We start from the raw sequence: 22,544 nt of genomic DNA, 5'->3' as shown, positions 1-22,544 counted from the left end.
TATAGTTTACCTCACCCCCAGCCCCTCTCCATGAGGAGAGGGGAGTGTTTTGTGGCGAATTCTATACATAGACAAGTGAGTGGGCTTTTACCCCTATTGCCGAATAATCAATTTATGATTTGGAGGTGTTTTTATTGGGCGGGAATGGGTATTTTGCGTTCATATCTATTTATGCAAGAATTTAAAATAACATATGGCTTTAAAACCTGACTTAATTCTTTTCTTTCTCCGGAATATACGAGTTTCGAATATGAAAACATTTGGTAGTGAAGTGGCTCATCTGTTTGAACACTTGGAGTTGGAAGTTAAGGACAACCAAGTTTTTGACAAGTATGAAGCCGAAAGAAAGAAATGGGAGGATTGGCCTAACCAAGGTGGTAGTTCATTTGGGAATTGGAGCCTACCGAGCCAATTCGAAGAAGCCAAGTCGCTTGTGTATGTCTTATATAGAAGAGTGGCTAAGCTAGGCCCAGTGGGTTATGATTTACCTGTCAAGATGATTTATAATTCACACGGAGATATAAATGGCATCGTATATAGTTTTAATGAACAATTTCTTGAATACTTTGAACTAGTTCTACAAGAAATAGTCAATGCCAATCCAGAGGTTGAGTCTAATGACGTCGAAAAAGTTGAAGGGGATACCGTATTTATTGTGCACGGACATGATAATGAATTGAAAACGGAAGTTCAGCTATTATTAACGAGGGCTGGAGTAAATAACATTGTTTTGCATGAACAAGCTGATAGGGGAAGGACAATAATTGACAAGCTAGTTGGTGAATCGGAGTCATCAAATTATGCCATTGCTTTACTTTCACCTGATGATTTAGTAAGTGATGGGACAAAAAGAGCAAGGCAGAATGTGATATTGGAAATAGGTTATTTTATAGGACGTTTGGGGAAGGAAAGAGTAAGACTTCTAAAAAGAGGAGAAATAGAAATTCCTTCTGACCTTCAAGGGGTTCTTTATGAGAACTATGACACTTCTGGTGCGTGGAAAATGAAAATTTGCAAGGAATTAATCGCTGTTGGAATTCATGTTGATATGAAATCAGTAGCTGAAAAATTATAAAAGCCCCGCCCGCTCCGCAAAGTCTTTTTGACTTTGCATAACATGTCTTTCGGTCTTCAGACCGTTGCGTAGAATTCACTTTAAGCTTGGTCTAATTTATAGGCTCTGCCATATTATAAAGAGATCTTAATCTCCTCCGAAATGATTATTGTAAATTTCATAGTCTGCCGAGAAGAGACGCTCCAATAGGAGAATAGTTTTTTTGCGTTTCAAGCTATGTGATATAAGTTAGAAATACTCAAATTAGATGACCTTACTTTATGAAAACTGTGGTAGTTAAAATTTTTCTAATACTCAATTTGGTAGTGTTACAGTTAGCTTGCCAAAATGATAAAAAGCTAAATCAAATAAACACCGTTAAAGGCCCCGTTGATGTGTCGGAATTAGGGATTTCCTTAACTCATGAACACATTATGTCAAACTTTGGCAGTGAAATGGATGAGGCCTTAAATTATGATAGCGTCAAATTGTTCAATCAAGTTATCCCTTATTTAAAAGAATTAAAAACATTAGGTGTTCAATCTATTTTTGACTGTACCACAGAATATTTTGGTAGAAGAGTTGACTTATTAGAGGTAATATCAGACTCCTCAGGAGTTCAAATCATCACTAATACCGGATTTTATGGAGCGGCAAATGACCGATACATTCCTGCCTTTGCTTATGAAGCTAGTGCTGAATCCATCTCAGAAATTTGGATTGATGAATTCGAAAATGGAATAAAAGGTACAGCTATTAAACCAGGTTTTATAAAATTGGCTTTTGATGACGGTATGCCCCCTTCTAATATTGACAAAAAACTATTTAGTGCTGGATTACTAAGCCATCTTAGTACGGGCTTGACTTTGGCTGTTCATACTGGAGCAAATTTGGAAGCCGCAAAACTCCAGATGGAGCTTCTCAGTGAATATAATATTCACCCTAGTGCTTGGATTTGGACGCATGCTAGTAAGCTGGGAAATGATGAAATATTAATTGAATTTGCATCTAAAGGAGCATGGATTTCGCTTGATGGGGTCAATGAAAATAATTGCAAAGAATACATAGAGAGAATGCAGCTTTTCAAACGAAAAAAATTATTGAATAAAGTATTATTATCTCATGATGGTAATAGCTTTCGCAATGGTGGCGGTATGAAAAAGTTTGAGGCGATTTTTAAGAACCTAATTCCTGAAATGCGTAAAAATGGATTTACGGAAGATGATATCAATCAAATAACGGTGCGGAATCCCAAAGAAGCTTTTGGTATTAAAATAAGAATGACAAAAAATTAGACTCGATTCTATCTAATAAAGGCTTTTCCCTTAGCGGGTTCTTGCCTGAGGTTCTTTCCGACGTTTTCAAATGAATATATTTTAATTTTCTCTGAAATGATTGTCGTATAATACAGAGTCCGCTCTGGTGATATGCCGCGAGAGGGGGAAATCAGTTAACTTTGAACCTCAGACAGAATAAGTTTAAAGAAGAAATACTCCATTTTGCAAGTAGAAACAAGAACCAATTGTTACCGATGCATGCGAACTTCAAGTTCATGCATTTGTAAACACCTTAAGCCTTTTGAGACTAAGACTCGTTTTATTATTCTCATGCACCCTAAAGAGTATAAAAAAGAAAAAAGCGGAACGGGGCATATGACAAAGCTTCAGTTGGAGAATTCAGAGATTATAGTCGGTGTAGATTTTACCAATAATAAACGTGTAAATGACATACTTAATGAGCAGCAAAATGATTCCTTTTTACTATATCCGGGGAAAGATAGTTTCAATTTATCGGTAAGAAAGAGTTCAGAAATGATTTCTTTTATGGGCGATAAGCCACACATCTTCCTTCTGGATGGTACATGGCCCTGTGCCAGAAAAATGCTTAAGCTGAGTAAGAACTTGCAAAAGCTAAAAAGAGTTAGTTTTGATAATAAGATTACATCAAAATTTATTATAAAGCAGCAGCCAGATGCCCTTTGCCTGAGTACTATTGAGTCCGTTTATACGGTCTTGAATTTACTTAAACAAGGTGGCATGGAAAATTGCGAGACGAAGGATTTTCTTGTTCCTTTTGAAAAAATGATTGACTATCAGGTGGAGTACATGCTAAACCCCAAAAATAAGAATCTTGGTTCTACTGAAAACCTAGTCATTACTCCTAAGATTAATTACAAGAAAAACCCTCAAAGAAGTGTTGTTTTTGAGCAGGAAGGAAATTAGAAAAAAAATGAAAATGATTGCATACGTATATACCGGTTTATTGGCCCTTGGGGTAGTGTTGTTTTATTTCTCTTATGTACAATTCTCCAAAACGCAGGAATTGGTAAATACGGGGGTAAAGACTAAGGCGGAGGTAGTAGATTTAGTTCCCGTTCGTGGAGATAAAGGTTATACTTATAAACCGGTGTATCAATATACTGACCGCTTAGGAAAAGAAACTTCTTTTATTAGTGATGTGGCTACCAGGCCGGCAGCTTATGAGGTAGGAGAGTATGTCAATATTATATATGCTCCAGATAGTGATTTCAGAAAAGTAGTTTCTTATTGGGGTTTGTACCGATATGCCATTCTGCTTTTATGTTTTTCCATTCCTCTCATGATTATTGGCGGAGGGTATTTTCTTTATGCAAGGGCTTTATAGACGAACTTAAAAGGTATTACTTTAAATTCTTTATAAGCTGAAAGGAAGGAAGCTTCGTAGCTTGACTATTGTCTTTTAAAAAATTCAGTAAATAGATGAGAATACTTTTAACGGGAGCTACGGGCTATATTGGGAAAAGGCTATTGCCTGCTTTGGTTAAAGATGGGCATCATGTTATTTGCTGCGTTAGAGATGTTAATCGCTTTAGTGTTCCTGATTCCATACGGTCTTTTATAGATGTAATTCAAGTTGACTTTTTGGATGCTAGTACACTAGTCAATATTCCTAAAGATATAGATGCTGCTTATTATCTCATTCATTCTATGTCTACTTCTAATAAGTACGAAGAGCTAGAAGAGGTGTCGGCTACCAATTTTAAGAATGCCTTAGGTGGCTCAGCCATAAAACATGTTATTTACTTAAGCGGAATAGCCAATGAAGATAGTCTGTCAAAGCACTTAAAGTCGCGTAAAAATGTGGAGGATATTTTAGGTGAAGGGGCGTTTAAATTGACAACACTCCGGGCTGGAATAATCATAGGCTCGGGAAGTGCTTCTTTTGAGATAATAAGAGATTTGGTAGAAAAACTACCCGTGATGATAGCTCCCAAATGGCTAAGTACAAAATGCCAGCCGATAGGCATTAGAGATGTGCTGATATTTTTGGAGAAATCATTGATGAATGAAAAAGTCTTTGACCAAAACTTTGACATTGGCGGCCCAAACATCCTGACTTATAAAGAGATGTTAATGGAGTTTGCTAGGTTTCGGAAATTGAAGCGTAGCATTTATACCGTTCCTGTCATGACCCCTCGGCTGTCTTCATATTGGCTTTATTTTGTGACTTCTACGTCTTATAATCTGGCCTCATCTTTAGTAGATAGCATGAAAATAGAGGTGGTTTGTAGAAACTCCAAAATCAATGAGCTACTTGATGTAAAACCAGAAGGATATATAGAGGCACTGGAAAGAGCTTTTACCAAAATAGAAGGGAATCAAATAGTTTCTAGCTGGAAAGATTCGCAAGTAAGTGGCGTAAAGCAGTTCAATATTTCGGACTTTATAGATGTGCCTAGTTTTGGCTGTTTCAAAGATAAACGTGAAAGAGTTATTCTTTCTAAGGAAAGTACGATTAACAAAATATGGAGTATTGGGGGATTGAATGGCTGGTACTATGCCGACATTCTCTGGAAAATAAGGGGTTTTGTAGATAAGCTTTACGGAGGAGTAGGGCTGAGAAGAGGACGAACAAATCCAAACTCTTTAGAATCTGGCGATGCCTTAGACTTTTGGCGAGTGTTATATGCCAATAAGGAAGAAGGAAGATTGCTATTATTCGCGGAAATGAAACTTCCTGGTGAAGCTTGGTTGGAGTTTAAAATTAAGGATAACAAGGTTATTCAAACCGCCACATTTAGGCCGCATGGCTTATTGGGTAGGCTTTATTGGTACTCTGTATTACCGTTTCACGGAATCGTTTTTAAGGGAATGATAAATGCAATTGCCAAGGGTGGAGAGGAAGTTTATGAGTTATAAACAATCCATTTATAACTCATAATGCTCCAAACATATGACCTATACCCCCTTATTGCAGATTCTCAAGCCAAACTTATAACCAAACCAGGTATAAAGATTAGAGCGGTAACCGTAGAAATCGCCTATATCATGTGATACGAGTAGCCTAGGTTCTGTGAATGTGAGGTCTTCACCGCTGGTGGCTAAGAAGTTTAGAGAAGGAGCCACAAACAAGGCAATGTGTTTGGTGATTTTGGCCTCAAGACCAAAGCTTACTTTAAACTGCTGGGTTGGATAGTCTACGTTGTCAAAGTCTTCCGGTAAGTAGGTCATTCCTGTGAAATCTAAATTTGACCCGAATCTTTTTCCGTATTGCCAAGAGGTTCCAAGACCATACCCTAAACCAAAAACTGGTTTGTTTTCTTTGCCATAATTAAAGGCTGAGCTAAAAATATTATAGAAGTTTTTGGTACCTGTTTTAAAGCTTATTTCTGTTAGATTTAATTCGGTAGATGCTATCTCTATTCTTCTATAGCCATTTTTATGAACATAGGTGAAAAAGCCAATTGGCGTTCCTTTAGCTTCATGAGAAAAGTTGAAAACACCTATTTGCGAACCAACTAACCTAGTAGCATAGTTAAAAGGAGCAATTTGAACACCCTTAAAAGTTCCAAGGGTAACGTTAGTTCCGCCCGAAATATTTACGCCGCTGGCGTTTTTTAGGTTAAGATTAAGGGAGCCACTGCTTATAAAACCGTCTGACTCGCCTAGGTTTATATTTACACCACCAGCTATTTGAACACCCGCGGTTCTTTGTCCCACCACATTTAAAGCACCAGCAATCTGGACACCAGTCATATCTTTTCTGATGATGTTAGCCACCGAGCCTATTTCTAATTTACTCACACTTCCTGTGTAGCCAGCTATCACATTAAAAGAGAAATCATTTGCTACAAAGGGACTTAACTTTTGGTTGGTACCAATAAAAGGTAAAAGAGATATTTGAAAAGGTCGGTAAAGGCTGTCGTTAATATTATTTCTGTGAAGAGCCTGTTTGGTACTTAAAAACCAATCTATAAACTGTTCTTTCCCGTTTTGGTAGGTTTTGTCTACAAAAGCCAGTTCGTCACTAATGTCAATATTGGTTGCTAGTTTTTTCTTTTCAGTTTCTGGAACGGGTACAGGCTGCGGTGTCGGTACTGAAACATTTGGTAGTGTGTCTTTTTTGATACCAACTGAAGCTAATGGGGCTACATCTAGTGTTAGCTGTTTTTCTCTTAGCTCTTTAGCTAAATCCACATTCATCTTAATATCCGTTCTTTCAAAAACATTTACTAGTGCCGTGCTGTATGATTCTTTCGAAAAGCGGAGGTCTATGTCTTTCTGGTTTCTCGGAAGCTTTATTTTATAATAACCGTAACGGTTAGATAGGGTGGAGGCCAACGTAAGTGGCTCATAAATACTGGCGTTTGTTATCTTTTCACCGGTCTCGGAATCTTCAATGTAGCCCATCACGAAAAAGTCTTTTTTTTCCTGTGGTTTAGCTTTCTGAAGAATAACATATTTCCCTTTGGTACGAATCTCAATATTTGGACCTAAAATATCTGTCAGTATAACTGCAACACTCTTTGAGCTAGCTTGATAGTTTATCGCTTGATTTGCTGAAATATGATGGGCATTGTAAGAAAACTGTAATTCGGCTTTAGTTTCTATGTTTTTTAGAGCTGCATCTAGGGGAGTGCTTACAAAATTGACAGAGATACGTTTTGATAGCACATCGCCTTGACCAAAAGCTGTATGGTAAAAAAGAACGGCGAAAATAAGTATTAGCTTTTTCATTAATTTGTGTTCCTCCCAATACATGTTACGGAAGTTTTTTTTCATAATTTGATGTCTAATAAATAGACAAGCTGAGCTAAAGAAACCCCTATTCCGGAATCGTATTTTTTACCAAAATATAAGATTTGTCTTTGCTTTTCACTTTCAGGTCTAATGTTTCCGCTATAATCCCTAATGCTTCAAACAGGTTTTCGTTTTCAAATTTGGTGGTGAGAGCATAGTTCTCCCAGTTGCTCCCTTCTAATTTGATGTCGGATTTATAGCCTTTATTTAAAGTGTTTACCACTTCTTCTATCTTGGTGTTCTTAAATTCAAACACTTTAGTTTTATAAGCGAAAATATTTCTATCAAATATAGCTGCCGCAGTAATGGTGTCTTTTTTGCTTTCATATATGGCTTCATCACCTTTCTCCAAGACTACCTTTTTCTTCGCTGTTTTCTTGAACTCTACGCGACCAGAGTTCACGCTCACTTTTACGTTTTCATCTCGGGCGGTTACGTTAAAAGATGTTCCCAAAACTTTTATTTCGGTGCCGTTAGCTTCTATTATAAAAGGTTTGTCGGGGTTTTTCGCAATGTCAAAAAATGCTTCGCCAATTAGTTTGATACGTCTCTCGCCAGATTCAAACTCCTCTGGGTATTCTAGAAGAGAAAATGAGTTTAAAGTAATGGTACTACCATCTGACAGGGTTTTAATTTGGGTTTCAGCCTCTGATTTGAAAGATAAGTATTCAGTAGGCCTATTATTGGTTAAAATTAAATATGTACTTACAAGAAGAACCCCCACGGCTACCGCGGCAATTCTCAAATAGTTTGGCTGTTTTTTACGAACCAGAAGTTTTGGCTCAATTTGCTCCCAAGCTGCTTTTACATTTGGTTCAAAGTTTTTGACTTCGGCGTTTGACGCAGTCCAAATTTGATGATATTGCTTTAGCAAAACTTCATTTTTTTGGTCTGCTTCTAGCCAGCTGTTAATTATTTCTAACTCCGCGGCAGTGGCGGTGTGGTCAAAATATTTGGCCAATATGTTATCGTCTATTGTCCTTTTCATAATCCTAAACAAATTAAAAGAAGACTCACTAAATAAGGGGCTAGCGAACTTCTAAGTATTTTCAAAGCTTTGCCAATCTGGTTTTCCACGGTTTTGATAGAAATGCCCAGCTGCTCTGCTATCTCTTTATATTTTAATGACTCCATCCTGTTCATCACAAAGATTTTTTGACATTGCTTTGGCAAGGTTTCAATAGCCGCTGCTATTTGTATTTCTAACTCTTTTCCTTCCAGCGTTTCTTCTACGTCACTTTGATATTTGATGTCAAAAAACTGGCTATGCTGCACATAACTAGCTTTTACTTTTTCATGCTTTATCAGGTTGAGACTTTGATTGTGAACAGACCTGAATAGATATGATTTTAGCGAACCTGAAATAATGGTTTGCTCTCTTTTCTCCCAAAAGTTGACAAATACCTGCTGCACCAGGTCTTCTGCTTCTTCCTGCCTTTTAAGCATAGAAAAAGCATAACGAGATAAGTCTGCATAATAAGTGTCAAACACCCGTTTGAAGGCAGATTTGTTCCCTTTTCTTATTTCGAGAAGATATGATTGCTCGGTCTCCTGCAAGTTCTCTAATATAGGTTTAGCCAGTGCAAACATACATATTTGGTCTTATTCATTTGGTATATGACAGCTAAAGGGTAAAATACCCCCATAAAAGTTTTTTTATTTTGAATAGGGGGAAGCCAAGGTTTGATTGTCCATTAGGTAATCAAGAACAAAAATCAAACATGAAAAAAATTAAGCTATTTACTTTATTGACCGCACTAGTGGTTTTCTCTAAGGCCTGTGTAAGTATTGATTTTGACGGAGTTTCTCCTGATAATGAAACTGAAGTTTACGATTTGGGCAGTTTTACTGAACTGGATTTGGGTTCAGCCTTTGAGGTGGTTGTAGTACCATCTTCGGAGTTTAAAGTAACCGCCACCGGAAGTTCAACTAATTTAAATGACCTAAACGTACGGGTGGTGAATAATACGCTAAAGGTAAGTTATTATAATCGTAATATTTTTAGGCCTGTATCTAGAAACAAAATGGAGCTTCTGATAGAAATGCCAGAACTAAAGGAGGCGGATATTTCAGGTGCAGCCACAGTATATATTGAGGACTTTGATTACTTCTCTACTTTAAAGTTGGATTTAGGCGGAGCCTCAAAAGTAACTTTGGATGTGGAGGTTGGAGACCTTGATGTGGACATTAGCGGAGCATCTACAGTTACATTAAAAAGGGGGGTTCCGGTACTTAGTGCCGACCTTTCTGGTGCGTCAAAGTTAAATGCTTATGATGCAGATTCGGAAGAAGCTTATCTAAAGCTATCAGGAGCCAGTAAGGCAAATGTTTCTGTAGCAGAATACCTTAAAGTAGATGCTAGCGGTGCCAGCACTGTAAATTATAGAGGACTTCCAAGAATAGATCAAGACCTTTCTGGAGCGAGTAAAGTGAAAAAAAACTAAATATTTTTTAAGCTGTGAACCAAAAAAAACTCCACCGTTTGGCGGAGTTTTTTTTATGAAATTTTGTGCCACGCTTAATCTGCAGATGGGTAAGCCGTCATTGGTTGGCCGTCATACGTTAAGATAACCTCACTTACCGAGCCTGCTTCATTTAATTTGAATTTTACAGTACCAGGTACTCCTTCTATGTCAAATAAATGAGCTTCGTTTGTAGCTGTTAAAAAAGCTTCTCCTTGTTCTGTTACGCCATATATCTTACCATCTTTTATTTCTGTTTGAAGACTCATATCAATGTCTATGAAATTGAAATTTCCAACATACTTCTCAAGCGTGTTTTCTTCAGCCGGCATTTCTTTTTTACCTTCTAAAGTCATTCCTTGACTCTCCACATTGATTTTTAAGCTAACCACGTCGCCATTATCATTTCTTTCAAAAATAAAATCACTTTGATAATTTTGTTCAAAAAACTTATCGTTCACACTTGTGTTTTCAATGGTCGCTTGCCCGAACTCTGGTACATCAATGCTTAGTTGACCATTGTCTTCGCCTACGGTTACTTTAGAAACTGGGCCACCTCCTTCAAAATTATATACACCGGCAAAGTCTGATAAAGGAGCGAACTGACGCGTGCCTGTGACTTGCCCTCCTTCCATACTTAATACTACGTTTTTTATAATACCTTGCTCTGCAGTAAAACTTACAGTGCCGTCCACAGATGCTAGGTCAAAAACGTTTTCTTGGTCTGATGCTAAAAGTTCGGAATCGCCAGCACCTACTGCTTCTCCCCAAAAAGAGTCACCATTCATACTTATGATAATGGTAGAAAAAGGAGCTCCTTCTACATTGTATTTTCCAATATACTTGTCAAATTTTGTGGCATCTTGAGCATAGCTAGTGCAAACACCCACAGCTAATAAAGCAAAAGTCAATAGTTTTTTCATCTGTTGTTTCCGATAATTAGGTTGTTTAAAAGATAATTTCTCCAAAATTTACAAAGTTTATTAAATACCTCGTCTACAAATTTGTAAGAAAGGTGGATTATCTATTTTTGCGGTGCAAATCATTTAAAACAGAAATGGCCAAAGTCACAGAACATATTGATAATGCCAAAGGCAAAACCCTTTTTTCAATAGAAATTATTCCGCCATCAAAAGGAAGCAATAGTATTGGAGACTTGCTTTCGGGCATAGAGCCTATGATGGAGTTAAATCCACCTTTTATAGATGTAACTTATCATAGGGAAGAGTATTTAATAAAAGAAATGCCAGATGGAGGGCAAAAGGAAGTAAGAACTAGAAAACGTCCTGGTACCGTAGGTATTTGTTCTGCCATCATGCATAAGTTTGATGTAGATGCTGTGCCTCATGTGCTGTGCGGAGGCTTTAATAAAGAAGACACGGAAGACTTACTTTTTGATCTAAGCTATTTGGGTATTGATAATGTGATGGCCCTTAGAGGTGATATTGCAAAGCCTTTTAATGTGTTTAAACCTAAAAAAGGTGGACATCAATACGCTTCACAGCTGATTAGTCAAATAAAAGATATTAACGCAGGAAAATACCTGTATGAAGAGTTAGAAAGCGAAACACATCCTGACTTCTGTATAGGTGGTGCCGCGTATCCTGAGAAACACTATGAGGCTCAGAGCATGGATATAGATTTTGAAAACCTGAAAAGGAAAGTGGATGCAGGAATGGATTACATAGTCACTCAGATGTTTTTTAATAATCAGAAATACTTTGATTTTGTGAATAAATGCCGAGCAAACGGCATCAATATTCCTATAATTCCTGGTCTTAAGGTTTTAGCTACTAAACGTCAATTAGAAATATTGCCGGAGTTGTTTTTCTGCGATATGCCAGAAGATTTAAGAAAGGGCGTAAATGCTGCAAAAGATAATGCAGGAGCAAGAGAAGTGGGAGTGGAGTGGTGTGTGCAGCAGTGCAAAGAACTAAAAGAATACGGTGTGCCTGCTCTTCATTTTTATACCATGAGCAAGTCGAATACTACCTTGGCAGTAGCTAAAGAGGTGTTTTAATAAGAAAGGCGTTGACAATACCAGATTGTCAACGCCTTAAACTTTTACTACCGAATGCTGTGATTAAGCACCTGGCTGAATAGAAACTAACTCTAAATCAAAGTTCAAATCTTGACCCGCTAATGGGTGATTTGCATCTAACTTAATTGAAGTCTCTTCTACCGCTACTATTTTTACAGGAACGTTTTGCTGACCATTGTTCATAGTCAATGTTCCACCTACTTCTAAAGGAATTTCACTTGGAATTTGAGCTTTCTCAAAATCAAAAATCATTTCTGCATTTGGCTCGCCGTAAGCTTCTTTAGCTGGAATGTTTACAGTTTTTTTATCACCTTCTTTCATTCCTAAAACGCCGTCGTCAAAACCTTTGATAACCATTCCACCACCAACTTGGAATTCTAATGGCTCACGCCCTTCAGAACTGTCAAATTGACTGCCATCGTTTAAGGTTCCTTTGTAATGTACTTTGATTGTGTCACCTGCCTTTACCATCTATCTATATATTTGATTAAAAATTCTCTTTGTTACGCTGTGTTAATATGCTTTCGCAAAAAGGACTCTTTTTGAAGACGGATTACCCGTTAAAATGCATTTACCCTCTTCTTTTTCAGCGTCTAAAGGTATGCAACGGATGGTAGCCTTAGTAAGTTCCTTTATTTTGTCTTCGGTTTCGGAAGTACCGTCCCAGTGAGCAGAAAGAAAACCTCCTTGCTCTAGTTTTGTTTGAAACTCTTCCCAGGTATCTACTTCATGTGTGCTCTCGGTTCTGAAGTTCAATGCCTTAGCGTAAATAGCTACCTGAATCTCGTCTAAAAGTACTGTTATGTATGCTGAAGCACCTTCTAAAGGCTTTTGTTCTTTACTCAGGTTATCTCTTCTAGCTACTTCAATCAAACCTTTTTCTAAGTCTCTCATGCCCACAGCTACTCTCACAGGTACACCTTTCAGTTCGTATTCTGCAAACTTCCAACCTGGTCGTTGGTCTGAAATGTCAAACTTAACAGAAACACCATTTGCTTTAAGCTCATTAATCATTGGCTGAATTAGCTCTGTAATTTGGTCTAGCTGCTCGTCGTTTTTATAAATAGGAATGATTACTACTTGAATAGGGGCAAGTTTTGGAGGTAAAACCAGTCCTTGGTCGTCTGAATGAGCCATAATCAGAGCACCCATTAAACGTGTACTTACACCCCAGGAAGTTCCCCAAACGTGTTCTAGTTTCCCTTCTTTGGTTTGAAATTTAACGTCAAAGGCTTTTGCAAAATTTTGACCTAAAAAGTGAGATGTTCCAGCCTGCAAAGCTTTACCATCTTGCATTAAGGCTTCAATGCAAAGGGTATCTTTAGCTCCGGCAAAACGCTCATTCGCTGTTTTTCTTCCTTTTACCACAGGTACTGCCATCCACTCTTCCGCAAATTTTCCGTAGATGTCTAGTATCATACTAGTTTCTTCTACAGCCTCTTTTTTGGTTGCATGAGCGGTATGACCTTCTTGCCAAAGAAATTCAGATGTTCTCAAGAAGATCCTAGTTCTCATTTCCCATCTCACCACGTTAGCCCATTGGTTTAGTAAAATAGGTAGATCTCTATAAGATTGAATCCATTTTTTATAACTGCTCCAAATGGCCGTTTCAGAGGTAGGTCTTACTATAAGTTCTTCTTCTAATTTGGCTTCAGGGTCTACTACCACGCCATTGCCATTTTCGTCATTTTTTAACCTATAATGTGTAATTACCGCACACTCTTTAGCAAATCCGTCTACATGACTTGCTTCTTTTGATAAATAAGATTTAGGTATAAAAAGAGGGAAGTAAGCATTGCTGTGCCCTGTTTCCTTAAACATATCGTCTAATGCACGTTGCATTTTCTCCCAAATTGCATAGCCATAGGGTTTAATAATCATGCAGCCTCTAACATCCGAATTTTCTGCTAAATCGGCATTTTTAACTAGTTCATTATACCATTCTGAATAATTTTCACTTCTTAAAGGAAGCCCTTTTGCCATTTCTCTCGTATTTAAATTATAATGATTCTTCAGCCTATTTTTATAAGGCTATTTAAAGAGGTTGCAAAGATAAGTTTTTTGGGTAGCTTTGTATGTATCTAGAAGTATTGTTCGTTATTCTATTGTTGTGTTGATTATTTTTACGTACTCACGCAACCATTCAGCGAGTTTTTGCATCTTAGATATAAGATTGGTTCAGTCCTTTTAAATAATACGTTTATGAAAAATATAAAATATATCGCTTTGTCATTGTTTGCAGGTGCAGCTATCACTAGTTGTTCTACCAGCAAAACTTTAGTTAGTTCGGGTGAGTATGATGATATGTATGGCACATCATCTGATGCTCCTGTGGCTTACGCTCCTTCAGTTTCAAATTCTAATGCATACGCTCCAGAGTATCTTTCTGAATATAATGATGCCTATGACCGTGTACCAGTAGAAACTTCTGTGGTAGGTGAATCTGTAGAAGGTACAGATACCTACTTTGATGAAAATTATGTTTCTGCCAATGCTTTAAAAAGAGCACATACTCCAGATGCAGGTTATACTTCAGGTTATGCTGAAGGATACGCAGAAGGATGGAATGATTATGCATGGAGTGGCTCTAGAAATTTAAATAGCTGGAATTCTTTCAATAATCCATTTGGTGGTTATGGTTATAATTCTTTCGGATACTCTCCTTTTGGATTTTCTCCATTTAATTCAGGTTTTGGCTCTTATTTAGGAATGGGTTCTATGGCCTATGGAGGTTTTTATGGAATCAACAGTTTCGGTTTCGGTGGTATGAATTCATTTGGGTACAGCCCATTTGGTTATAACTCATTTGGATATAGTCCATGGGGTTACAGTTCTTTTGGAAGATATTCTGCATACGGTGGAGGTTTCGGAAGTCCTTATTATGGTGTTCAGCCAGTGCTAGCTAATGACTCTAGAGCTTCTGGGAACAGAAGTTATGGTCCAAGAAGTAGTGGAAGAGCTTCAAGCATGTATAATGATGGTTTTACTAACACTAGAAAACCGGTAACATCAACATCAAGCGTAAGACGTGGAACTGTGGCGAGCTCAAGGTCGGCGGCAGCTTCAAACGCAAGAACGTACACTACCGCAAGCAGCAGACCTGCTTCTTATGATGCGTATTCAAGAAACGCAGCAAGAAGCGTTAGCTCAACTAGGAACACCGCTAATTCAGGTTTAAGCAGAAGTTCTGCTTCTCCTAGGTCTAGTAGTGCAAATACTTATTCTAGAACAGCTACTAGAGCAAGAAGTTATACGCCGAGCACAAATTCTGGAACATCTAGAAACTCTGGGTACTCTAGAAGTAGTACACCTACTAGAAGTAATTCAGGTTACTCAAGACCGGCAACTTCAACAAGAAGTTCAAGTTCAGCGGGTAGTTACTCAAGAGGAAGCTCTAGTTCTTCAAGCTCGAGCAGAAGCAGTTCTTCTTCTGCAAGACCTAGATAAAATAGCTTTTAGAAAACCACTCAAGGTGGTAGGTCTTTATAAATTTTACCCCGCTGATTCCAAACGGACCTTTGGCGGGGTATTTTTGTGAAATTTAAGCCGGAGGAAATAGAAATTGGATTTTGTACGTTATGAAACCACTTCTATCAACAAATACAAATTATATGAAAAAGTTAATATTAAGTTTATCTATTACTTTACTTAGCCTGTCACTTGTGCAAGCTCAGTACGGTGAAGACGCTTTCCGTTTTTCTCAATACAATAATTACGGAACTGCAAGAAGTTTAGGCATGGGAGGAGCGTTTACAGCATTAGGAGGTGATGCTAGTAGTAGTATAGTAAACCCTGCTGGTCTTGGTTTCTATAACAGGTCGGAGTTTAGCATAAGTCCTGTTTTTAGAAACTTAACAACTACTTCAACTTACCTAGGAACCTCATCAAACAGAAGTTCTTCGAACTTTGGCTTAGGACAAGCGTCAGTAGTATTTAGTAAGCCAGGACGTAGTGGTAAAATAAAGCGTTCGAACTTTGGAATAAGTTATAATACACTTGTTAATTTCAACAATGAGCATGCCTATTCTGGAACCAATGAAAGGAGTTCTATAATGGATGCTTTTGCCTTAGAGACAAGTAATAGTGGTGCTACTCCTACTGATTTAGATAATGAGTTTCAACCGAGTAATGTTCCAAATCAAGGATTTGCAGATACAAGAGAGGCCATGTACTATTGGAGTTATCTGATTAATCCTTTTGAAGATGGGTACACAGTAGGTGAACTTACCTTGCCAGTTTATCAAGAGGGCGTTGTTTCGGAATCTGGAAATTTGGGGCAGTTAAATTTATCTTATGCCGCCAACTTAGGAGACAAAACTTATTTGGGAGCTAGCCTAGGTCTGCAGACCTTAAACTATAACATGGAGAGTGATCATTATGAACAGTTTGATAATGCGGAGGTTATTAATGAATTTATGATTTCAGATGATTTAATAGTCAGTGGTTTTGGTGCAAACTTGAGCTTGGGAGCAATATTTAAAGCTTCAAGAAATGTTAATGTTGGTGTAAACTTAACTACGCCTACCATTTTAGGTGCCAAAGAAACTTTTTATTCTACAGTACAAATTAACCCAGTAGAAGGAGCTATTGAGCCAGATAATTTATACACTACTGTGGAAAGCCTTCCTAATGATTTCAAATATAACATTACTTCGCCGCTAAGGGCAAATGCTGGCGTTTCATATATGTTGCCTAAAAAAATAGGTATGCTAAGCGTTCAAGCGGAATATGTAGGTTATAAAGGCATGGGTATTAAAAATAAAGATCTTAGCCAATGGTCTGATGAGCAAACAAATGCAATAGCCAGTGATTATAATAATGTGGTAAATATTAAAGGTGGGTTGGAACTTAGAAAATCAAACTTCCGGTTAAGAGGTGGTTTGAATTATCTGGGGGACCCAATAAATGCCAATGATGGTGTGGATAGAAGTAAGCTTATAGTTTCTGGAGGTTTAGGTTATCGCTCACCTAAGTTTTTTATAGACGCAGCTTACTCTGCAAATACCTTTGATAGTGCTTATACACCTTATGTTTTGTCAAATGAAGTAGATTTTGACTCTTCTTTGATTTCTAATAAGAGCGGTAATTTATCTTTTACAATAGGTACTTTTTTCTAAACTAACGCACTACAATAGTTTTGTAATAAGTTTCTGTACCACGGGTCAATTTTATAATATAGCTTCCAGCGTTTAAAGCTGGAAGCTTTATTCTTGCTAGGCCATTTTGAAACAAGGGTTTTCTTTTTAACTGCAAGTGTCCGGTAAAGCTGTAAAGCTCTAAGAGTAAGTGTTCGTTCGTTTCGTCCAGTCTTAAGTCTAAATAGTCTTTCGCTGGAATAGGGAAGGCTACAAATGCATTTTTTGGTTCTTCATTTAAGGCAAGTGGTAGTATCACCTGCACTTCTACACGGCCAGAAACAAAACCATTTCCACAGTGGTTGTTTACTTTTTTTAAAGTGTAGGCAGTGGAGTTATTTGGCTTCACATAATATTCGAAGGTCTGGCTTTCGGCTGTTAGTAAAGTACCATCTTCCATTTCTAAATTCCACGGGGCTTCTCCTGTCAGGTCAAATCTTAATTTTGTAGAATCCCCATTAACAATAGTGCCGCCCCCGCTCATGTTAGCCGTAACTGGTGGTTTTATTTGAACCTCTATCTTACTCCTTTCGCTGCTGCATCCTTTCTCAGATATTTGAGAAACATAGTAATAAAAAATACCTTGTTCTGCAGTTTTAGGTGTAATAGAAGGATAGGGAATGCCATCATTTTCTGCAAAATACCATCTTAAACTATCTCCTTCCGCAGTTAGCGAAGTAGCAGTGGAATTAAAACAATATTTAACCGGACTGATTATTTTTGGCTGGCTTGGAGCTTCAAAAATATTAACCTCAAAGGTTTCGCTGTAATCTCCTAAACCATCTCCATTTATCTTTAAATTAAAGGTCTGTCCCTCTTCTATCTCATCTGGCACTGTAAAGTTGACAGATGTGGTGGAGATAGTCGGTTTTACGATATAGCTTTTATTCTGTCCGTTTAAAACAATAGTGTAAGAAGAGATTTTGTCAATATTTAGCCCCCTGGCGGGGATTTTAACAACGGATTTTTTACAAATATCAGTAACAAAAGAACTGGAAATAGAAATAGCAGGGGGAACTACTTCAATAGTGACTTTAGTGCTATCTATGCTTAAAGCACAGGCTCGGGTCGCAGTTTCTAAGGAGAAAGTACTGGTTTCATTTATTAGGGTGGCTATGGATAATTCAGGTACATTAATGTTTTCGAATATTCTGCCGTCAGATAATTCAAAACTCCAAGGGCCACCTCCTACAGTTTTTACTTTTAGGTTGACAAACTCTCCACTATTAGTAATAGTGCGATTAGAATAAAGCGAAATTTGTCCTTTAGTTTTTATCTGAATATTTTCAGTAGGGAAACTGCTCACTTCAGGGGAAGAGCTTTTTAAACGGAATCTATAATTTAAACCCGGAACCAGTTCTTCAGGAATAATAAAGTGTAAGCTGTCTTGATAAAAAGTGGCTTCTACGTCATGGAAATTATCTCCTGTTTGGTCTGAGAATTCAAGCGTGTAATGATTGTCACTTTCGAATGTACCACTGGCTAAAATTCCAAGACTTACTTTTTCTCCTGCACAGTATACTTGTTTTTTAGGGGCTTTTAAGCTCACAAAGTTTGCTTCTAAACTCGTGATTTGATATTCAGCACTTGGCGACAATCTGATGGCCAAAGCAGCTTCCATTCTTTCATATTGCTGTTGCGTAAAATTATCACCACAGCCCACATGATATGACATTAAATTATCATAGACAGGAAGGTAAACTTCTCCATTGGCATCTACTAAACCTTCTGGGAATGCTTGAGAGCAATTAACGTTTGTGAAATTAGAGAGCCTTTCAAAAGGATCGGAGGGTGTATCACATATTTCGTCACCTGTGTAAACACAGTTTGTGTTTATGCCTCTAGTGACCAGCTCCCTCTTTGTGATGTCAGCATGGTTTCCGTCTTGAAAAGTATGTAAAAGCCCAAAATAGTGACCTAATTCATGCAGAAAAGTCTTGTCTTTTAATATTTGGAAGTTTTCAGGACTGTTGTTTTGATAACTTAAAATAACGCTATTGCTTCCAGCTTTATAGGTTGGGAGGGCACTGTAGCCATTTAAAGTGGAGCCATCTTTATTAGTGATAGATTTGACAAAGTATATGTTTATGGCATCTGAAAAGTCATACTCATTTCTTAATTCTAGTTCGTCAGCACTTTTAAACGATTGAAGTTTGCTGTTGTAAACGTCTTTTACTTCGGCGTTTTTTAGAATAAACTGAATACCTATTTCCGCAAAGTAAAGGTTGGCTCGGTTTAAAAGTATATTAACCTCTGAGCGTCCAAAAGCGGATAGGGCAGTATCAGAATGAACAATAACCGCATTTACAGCGAGGTTATAATTAGGACGGCGTAAGTTTTTGGTATTGTCTTGTAAGAGCGATTTTAGCTCTACTTTTTCAAAAGGGCTAGGGGCAGTTCCACAGCTTAGCTGAGCATTAGTGGTAAAACTAAAACCAATAAATAGATAGACCGCAGTGGCTATCCATTTGGTAAATTTCATTCTATAGATTCACTTTTCCTGATTTTCTAAGTAAGCACTTAGTGTAACAAAGTTACTAAAATGCTTTTAATAAGAATTATAGGCTGTTAAAATCTTTTTGTACGGCAATGAATTCTGCTTTAAGTAAATTGAAATTTTCTTGAAAATTTTCAAGATTCCCTGTTTTGGCTGGAATTTCAATGGCCTTAACTATCTCATGAATTTTCATTAACCCTATGGTTCCCGAATTACCTTTTAGCGTATGAAGCTCTTGCTGAATGGTTTTTACATCATTCTTTTTAAAAGCGTCCTCTGTATTTTCAATCTGTTCTGTAGCTTCTTTTTGAAAGTCTTGAAACACAGAAATTAGCATTTCCTGGCCAACCATCTCTTTTAAACCATCAATAACTGTTCTGTCAAAAGAAGGAACATCATCTAAATTAAAAGCTTTCACCTTTTTAGGTTTTGCATTTGAAACATTTTCCCCTCTCACCATGTCTTCCACGGTTTTTATTAAAGTGGCGGCTCTAATGGGTTTGGAAACATAGCCATCAAAACCGCTATTAAGGAACTTCTCTCTGTCGTCTTGCATAGAGTAAGCGGTCATAGCCACTACTTTTGGCAGTGTTTTGGCAAAGCGTTCTCTAAGTATTTTAGTAGTTTCAATGCCATCCATTTCAGGCATTTGAATATCCATTAATATGAGGTCAAAGTTTTGAGCAGCTTCGAAAATAGCGATGGCATTTTTGCCAGAATCGGCTTCTTCCATTTCACAGCCAGAGCGTTTTAGTATTTCTCTTGCTACTTTTCTATTAACGTCGTTGTCGTCTACCAGTAATATTTTGGGATGTATTTCTGTGAAGTAATCTGTAAGTTTTATGCTGTCGTCCGTCGATTTACTCTCCTTAGATGGTCTTCTTACTTTTTCAAGTTTACAGGTAAACCAGAAGTTACTTCCTTTTCCCACTTTTGAGTTTACACCCATTTCGCCTTTCATTCTTTGGCTTAGTTCTCTAGAAATTACCAAGCCCAGACCTGTTCCGCCAAAAGATTTGCTGGTAGAATTATCTAATTGTTGAAACGCATTGAAAAGTCTATCTTGGTCTTCCTTGGTGATACCTATTCCCTGATCTATTACTTCAAATTTGATTTCAGATATTTTATCTTTTTGTTCTACAAGACTTACTGTAATTTTGATTTCACCGTTTTCGGTAAATTTTATGGCGTTCGAAGTAAGGTTTGACAATATTTGAAGAATTCTTGTTTGGTCAGCCTTTACATATTTGGGAACATCGCTGGCAAGTTCATATTTGATGGTATCTCCCTTTTCAAAGGCCTTTTGGTTAAAAAGAGCAATGAGTGTTTTCAATATTTCTTCTAACTCAAAATCTACCAAATGAAGATCCATTTTACCAGCTTCTATCTTCGATAAATCTAGGATGTCATTCAGAATGGTTAAAAGGGTTTGAGAAGACTTTTTGATTGTATTTACATAATCCTTTTGCTCCAGTTCAAGTGGTGTTTCATTCAAAACATCTATCATACCAATGATGCCATTCATTGGGGTTCTTATCTCATGGCTCATATTGGCCAAGAAACGCTCTTTGACTGCAAGAGAATGCTCGGCCTCCGTCTTGGCTATTTGTAACTCATTAGCATAATTTTTAAGCTCCGTTATGTCACGGGCAATTCCCTCTACAGCGTAAGGAAGCCCCCGTTTGTCTTTAATCATTCTGATGTTTAACATGAATTGACGCACAGAACCATCTTTCCTTTTTACGGTAACATCAAAATTGGTAATACTTCCCGTTTTTAAAAGTGTTTTAATGTTTTGCGAGCTGTCTTGAGCATTTTCAAAGAACTTATCTACTTTATTTCCAATAACTTCTTCTAAAGAATAACCAGTGTGAGTCAATACTGAAGGAGAAATCATGGTGACGTTTCCGGCTAAATCAGTACGGTAATAAATGTCAATAAATGACTCAATGATATTTCTGAATTTCTCTTCACTTTTTTGAATAGAAAGTATAGCCTTTTTCTTTTCAGTAACATTTCTGGCTATACCAGATACTTCGGTGATTTTACCACTATCTGTAGACATGATAGGGTTGAGGTAAAACTCATACCAATCTTCGCCGCCGTCAAGACCACCCCAGTGCATTTCAAAATATTGGGCTTTACCCTGAAAAGCTAGGCTGTACATCTCTCTAAGAAATGGTCTATCTTCTGGGTTGATTAACTTCCAACCCACTTTTTCAATACTCACGTTTAAAGCAGGTGGTTTGCCAAGCTGCTCCTCTATAAGTTTTGCATAATTTTTATTGAAAGAGCTTAAGTGTCGCTTATTATCAACAGTCCATATTTGGTGCGAACTACTATCAAAAACGGCATTTAATCGAGCTGTTTGTATAAAAAGGTCTTCTTGAGATTTTTTTCTTACCAAAGCAAGAGCTACCTGACCCGACACGAACTCTAAAAGCTCAAGGTTTCTACTGCTAAACTTGGTGGCATCAGTGTATGATTTGATGCCAATTACTCCCGTGGTTTTGTCATTGACCTTTAAAGGCACAATTACCTGAACTTCAGGAAGCTCTTTTCCGTAAAGGAAGATCTTTTCAGTTTTGACCAGTTCTTCAAACTCTTCTTTATAAAAAAGCAATGGCTTGTTTTGCACCATGGCATATTCTACAATACCACTTCCTAGTTTTCTTCTGTCTTCCACAGGTGTGGGATACTGTTCATCTACTCTATAAGGAAAATATATGGAGCTATCTTCTGGCTCATATATAGCCACAAAGAAGTTATTGGCATATATTTTTTTCTGAAGCTCTTCATGCACCATTTTTAAAAACTCTTTTAAATCTTGAGTCTTTAAGTTAGCTTGAGCTATAGAGTAGTATAAATCTTGAGCTCTTTCAGCTCTTCTTCGCTGCGTAATATCTCTAAAAAGGCATCTATAATTTACGACCTCACCATCTTCAAATCTACTGGTTATTTCTCCTTCTAGATAAACCCTTTTGTCATCTCTGTTTCGGGTAATCATCTGAAAGTTTGATACAGGTTTCCCTTGCTGAACTAGCTGTAGCCTACTTTTTACATCTTTTACAGACAGCGGATGTATGATGTCCATAAATGACATGCTGATAACCTCTTCTGAAGCAAAACCATAGGCTTCTCTAAAAGCTTTATTGACAAAAAGGAATTTTAATTCTGGTGATAGCATCATCACCACTTCGGAGGTGTTGTCAATTAGGTCTTGAAGTGGGTCGAATTCTGCAAATGCTGTCTTTTTTTTTGGCATAGAAGCGATGAACTAGAAGTATTTTAAGGAT

17 protein-coding genes are annotated in these 22,544 nt (G+C 37.4%); 9 read left to right on the top strand and 8 right to left on the bottom strand.

Annotation, left to right across the window (positions count from 1 at the left end; translation table 11 throughout):
* Nucleotides 1-250: 250 nt before the first annotated feature.
* The 5 genes from AADJ06_RS08195 (at nucleotide 251) to AADJ06_RS08175 (ending at nucleotide 5,232) form a co-directional block, all read left to right on the top strand.
* Nucleotides 251-1,075, top strand: coding sequence for a nucleotide-binding protein (locus AADJ06_RS08195; RefSeq protein WP_341225944.1), 825 nt, complete (start codon nucleotides 251-253; stop codon nucleotides 1,073-1,075).
* A gap of 260 nt (nucleotides 1,076-1,335) precedes the next feature.
* Nucleotides 1,336-2,349 (top strand): phosphotriesterase, encoded by a 1,014-nt coding sequence (locus tag AADJ06_RS08190; protein WP_341225943.1) that lies wholly within the window; start codon nucleotides 1,336-1,338, stop codon nucleotides 2,347-2,349.
* 204 nt (nucleotides 2,350-2,553) lie between these two features.
* On the top strand, nucleotides 2,554-3,276 hold the full coding sequence (locus AADJ06_RS08185; protein ID WP_341225942.1) for a tRNA-uridine aminocarboxypropyltransferase: 723 nt from the start codon (nucleotides 2,554-2,556) through the stop codon (nucleotides 3,274-3,276).
* A 13-nt stretch (nucleotides 3,277-3,289) separates the two neighbouring features.
* On the top strand, nucleotides 3,290-3,697 hold the full coding sequence (locus AADJ06_RS08180; protein ID WP_341225941.1) for a DUF3592 domain-containing protein: 408 nt from the start codon (nucleotides 3,290-3,292) through the stop codon (nucleotides 3,695-3,697).
* Nucleotides 3,698-3,792: 95 nt separating this feature from the next.
* On the top strand, nucleotides 3,793-5,232 hold the full coding sequence (locus AADJ06_RS08175; protein WP_341225940.1) for an SDR family oxidoreductase: 1,440 nt from the start codon (nucleotides 3,793-3,795) through the stop codon (nucleotides 5,230-5,232).
* A 39-nt stretch (nucleotides 5,233-5,271) separates the two neighbouring features.
* Here the strand turns inward: AADJ06_RS08175 and AADJ06_RS08170 are convergent, their stop codons facing one another.
* The 3 genes from AADJ06_RS08170 to AADJ06_RS08160 all read right to left on the bottom strand — a co-directional run bounded on the left by AADJ06_RS08170 (nucleotide 5,272) and on the right by AADJ06_RS08160 (nucleotide 8,703).
* A complete protein-coding gene (locus tag AADJ06_RS08170; protein ID WP_341225939.1) occupies nucleotides 5,272-7,050 on the bottom strand; it encodes a hypothetical protein in 1,779 nt (592 codons plus the stop codon).
* Between the two features lie 88 nt (nucleotides 7,051-7,138).
* The gene (locus AADJ06_RS08165; protein WP_341225938.1) at nucleotides 7,139-8,101 is read right to left on the bottom strand and encodes a FecR domain-containing protein; all 963 of its coding nucleotides are present in this window, start codon (nucleotides 8,099-8,101) and stop codon (nucleotides 7,139-7,141) included.
* Complete coding sequence (locus AADJ06_RS08160; RefSeq protein ID WP_341225937.1) at nucleotides 8,098-8,703, bottom strand: RNA polymerase sigma-70 factor; 606 nt, start codon at nucleotides 8,701-8,703, stop codon at nucleotides 8,098-8,100. The genes AADJ06_RS08165 and AADJ06_RS08160 overlap by 4 nt, the downstream gene beginning before the upstream one ends.
* Before the next feature lie 131 nt (nucleotides 8,704-8,834).
* Between AADJ06_RS08160 and AADJ06_RS08155 the strand changes: the two genes are divergently transcribed.
* Complete coding sequence (locus AADJ06_RS08155) at nucleotides 8,835-9,557, top strand: head GIN domain-containing protein (protein ID WP_341225936.1); 723 nt, start codon at nucleotides 8,835-8,837, stop codon at nucleotides 9,555-9,557.
* A gap of 74 nt (nucleotides 9,558-9,631) precedes the next feature.
* Here the strand turns inward: AADJ06_RS08155 and AADJ06_RS08150 are convergent, their stop codons facing one another.
* On the bottom strand, nucleotides 9,632-10,498 hold the full coding sequence (locus AADJ06_RS08150; RefSeq protein ID WP_341225935.1) for a DUF3471 domain-containing protein: 867 nt from the start codon (nucleotides 10,496-10,498) through the stop codon (nucleotides 9,632-9,634).
* 134 nt (nucleotides 10,499-10,632) lie between these two features.
* Between AADJ06_RS08150 and AADJ06_RS08145 the strand changes: the two genes are divergently transcribed.
* Nucleotides 10,633-11,595 (top strand): methylenetetrahydrofolate reductase, encoded by a 963-nt coding sequence (locus AADJ06_RS08145; protein ID WP_341225934.1) that lies wholly within the window; start codon nucleotides 10,633-10,635, stop codon nucleotides 11,593-11,595.
* Nucleotides 11,596-11,658: 63 nt separating this feature from the next.
* Here AADJ06_RS08145 and AADJ06_RS08140 read toward each other — a convergent pair whose 3' ends face one another.
* Together AADJ06_RS08140 and proS are read right to left on the bottom strand one after the other, a co-directional pair.
* Nucleotides 11,659-12,087 (bottom strand): peptidylprolyl isomerase, encoded by a 429-nt coding sequence (locus AADJ06_RS08140; RefSeq protein WP_341225933.1) that lies wholly within the window; start codon nucleotides 12,085-12,087, stop codon nucleotides 11,659-11,661.
* A 42-nt stretch (nucleotides 12,088-12,129) separates the two neighbouring features.
* Entirely contained in the window at nucleotides 12,130-13,599 is a 1,470-nt protein-coding gene (proS, locus tag AADJ06_RS08135; protein ID WP_341225932.1) for a proline--tRNA ligase, read from the bottom strand.
* Nucleotides 13,600-13,818: 219 nt separating this feature from the next.
* On the opposite strand from proS, the gene AADJ06_RS08130 reads away from it, so the two are divergent.
* Nucleotides 13,819-15,063, top strand: coding sequence for a hypothetical protein (locus AADJ06_RS08130; RefSeq protein ID WP_341225931.1), 1,245 nt, complete (start codon nucleotides 13,819-13,821; stop codon nucleotides 15,061-15,063).
* A gap of 164 nt (nucleotides 15,064-15,227) precedes the next feature.
* A complete protein-coding gene (locus AADJ06_RS08125; RefSeq protein WP_341225930.1) occupies nucleotides 15,228-16,733 on the top strand; it encodes a hypothetical protein in 1,506 nt (501 codons plus the stop codon).
* 1 nt (nucleotide 16,734) lies between these two features.
* Here AADJ06_RS08125 and AADJ06_RS08120 read toward each other — a convergent pair whose 3' ends face one another.
* Together AADJ06_RS08120 and AADJ06_RS08115 are read right to left on the bottom strand one after the other, a co-directional pair.
* Complete coding sequence (locus AADJ06_RS08120) at nucleotides 16,735-19,233, bottom strand: M43 family zinc metalloprotease (RefSeq protein ID WP_341225929.1); 2,499 nt, start codon at nucleotides 19,231-19,233, stop codon at nucleotides 16,735-16,737.
* Nucleotides 19,234-19,309: 76 nt separating this feature from the next.
* Nucleotides 19,310-22,513 carry a PAS domain S-box protein gene (locus AADJ06_RS08115; RefSeq protein WP_341225928.1) on the bottom strand — a complete coding sequence of 1,068 codons (3,204 nt, stop codon included), beginning with the start codon at nucleotides 22,511-22,513 and terminating at the stop codon, nucleotides 19,310-19,312.
* Nucleotides 22,514-22,544: the final 31 nt, after the last annotated feature.

Source organism: uncultured Arcticibacterium sp., from assembly GCF_964021845.1.
GTDB lineage: Bacteria > Bacteroidota > Bacteroidia > Cytophagales > Spirosomataceae > Arcticibacterium.
This window is presented reverse-complemented; position numbering and strand designations above follow the sequence as displayed.

Coding starts and splice junctions, on each gene's coding strand:
- AADJ06_RS08130 (WP_341225931.1), top strand. CDS start 13,819: ATGAAAAATATAAAATATATCGCTTTGTCATTGTTTGCAGGTGCAGCT.
- AADJ06_RS08145 (WP_341225934.1), top strand. CDS start 10,633: ATGGCCAAAGTCACAGAACATATTGATAATGCCAAAGGCAAAACCCTT.
- AADJ06_RS08150 (WP_341225935.1), bottom strand. CDS start 10,498: ATGAAAAAACTATTGACTTTTGCTTTATTAGCTGTGGGTGTTTGCACT.
- AADJ06_RS08155 (WP_341225936.1), top strand. CDS start 8,835: ATGAAAAAAATTAAGCTATTTACTTTATTGACCGCACTAGTGGTTTTC.
- AADJ06_RS08175 (WP_341225940.1), top strand. CDS start 3,793: ATGAGAATACTTTTAACGGGAGCTACGGGCTATATTGGGAAAAGGCTA.
- AADJ06_RS08120 (WP_341225929.1), bottom strand. CDS start 19,233: ATGAAATTTACCAAATGGATAGCCACTGCGGTCTATCTATTTATTGGT.
- AADJ06_RS08170 (WP_341225939.1), bottom strand. CDS start 7,050: ATGAAAAAGCTAATACTTATTTTCGCCGTTCTTTTTTACCATACAGCT.
- AADJ06_RS08165 (WP_341225938.1), bottom strand. CDS start 8,101: ATGAAAAGGACAATAGACGATAACATATTGGCCAAATATTTTGACCAC.
- AADJ06_RS08195 (WP_341225944.1), top strand. CDS start 251: ATGAAAACATTTGGTAGTGAAGTGGCTCATCTGTTTGAACACTTGGAG.
- AADJ06_RS08140 (WP_341225933.1), bottom strand. CDS start 12,087: ATGGTAAAGGCAGGTGACACAATCAAAGTACATTACAAAGGAACCTTA.
- AADJ06_RS08160 (WP_341225937.1), bottom strand. CDS start 8,703: ATGTTTGCACTGGCTAAACCTATATTAGAGAACTTGCAGGAGACCGAG.
- AADJ06_RS08125 (WP_341225930.1), top strand. CDS start 15,228: ATGAAAAAGTTAATATTAAGTTTATCTATTACTTTACTTAGCCTGTCA.
- proS (WP_341225932.1), bottom strand. CDS start 13,599: ATGGCAAAAGGGCTTCCTTTAAGAAGTGAAAATTATTCAGAATGGTAT.
- AADJ06_RS08180 (WP_341225941.1), top strand. CDS start 3,290: ATGATTGCATACGTATATACCGGTTTATTGGCCCTTGGGGTAGTGTTG.
- AADJ06_RS08190 (WP_341225943.1), top strand. CDS start 1,336: ATGAAAACTGTGGTAGTTAAAATTTTTCTAATACTCAATTTGGTAGTG.
- AADJ06_RS08115 (WP_341225928.1), bottom strand. CDS start 22,513: ATGCCAAAAAAAAAGACAGCATTTGCAGAATTCGACCCACTTCAAGAC.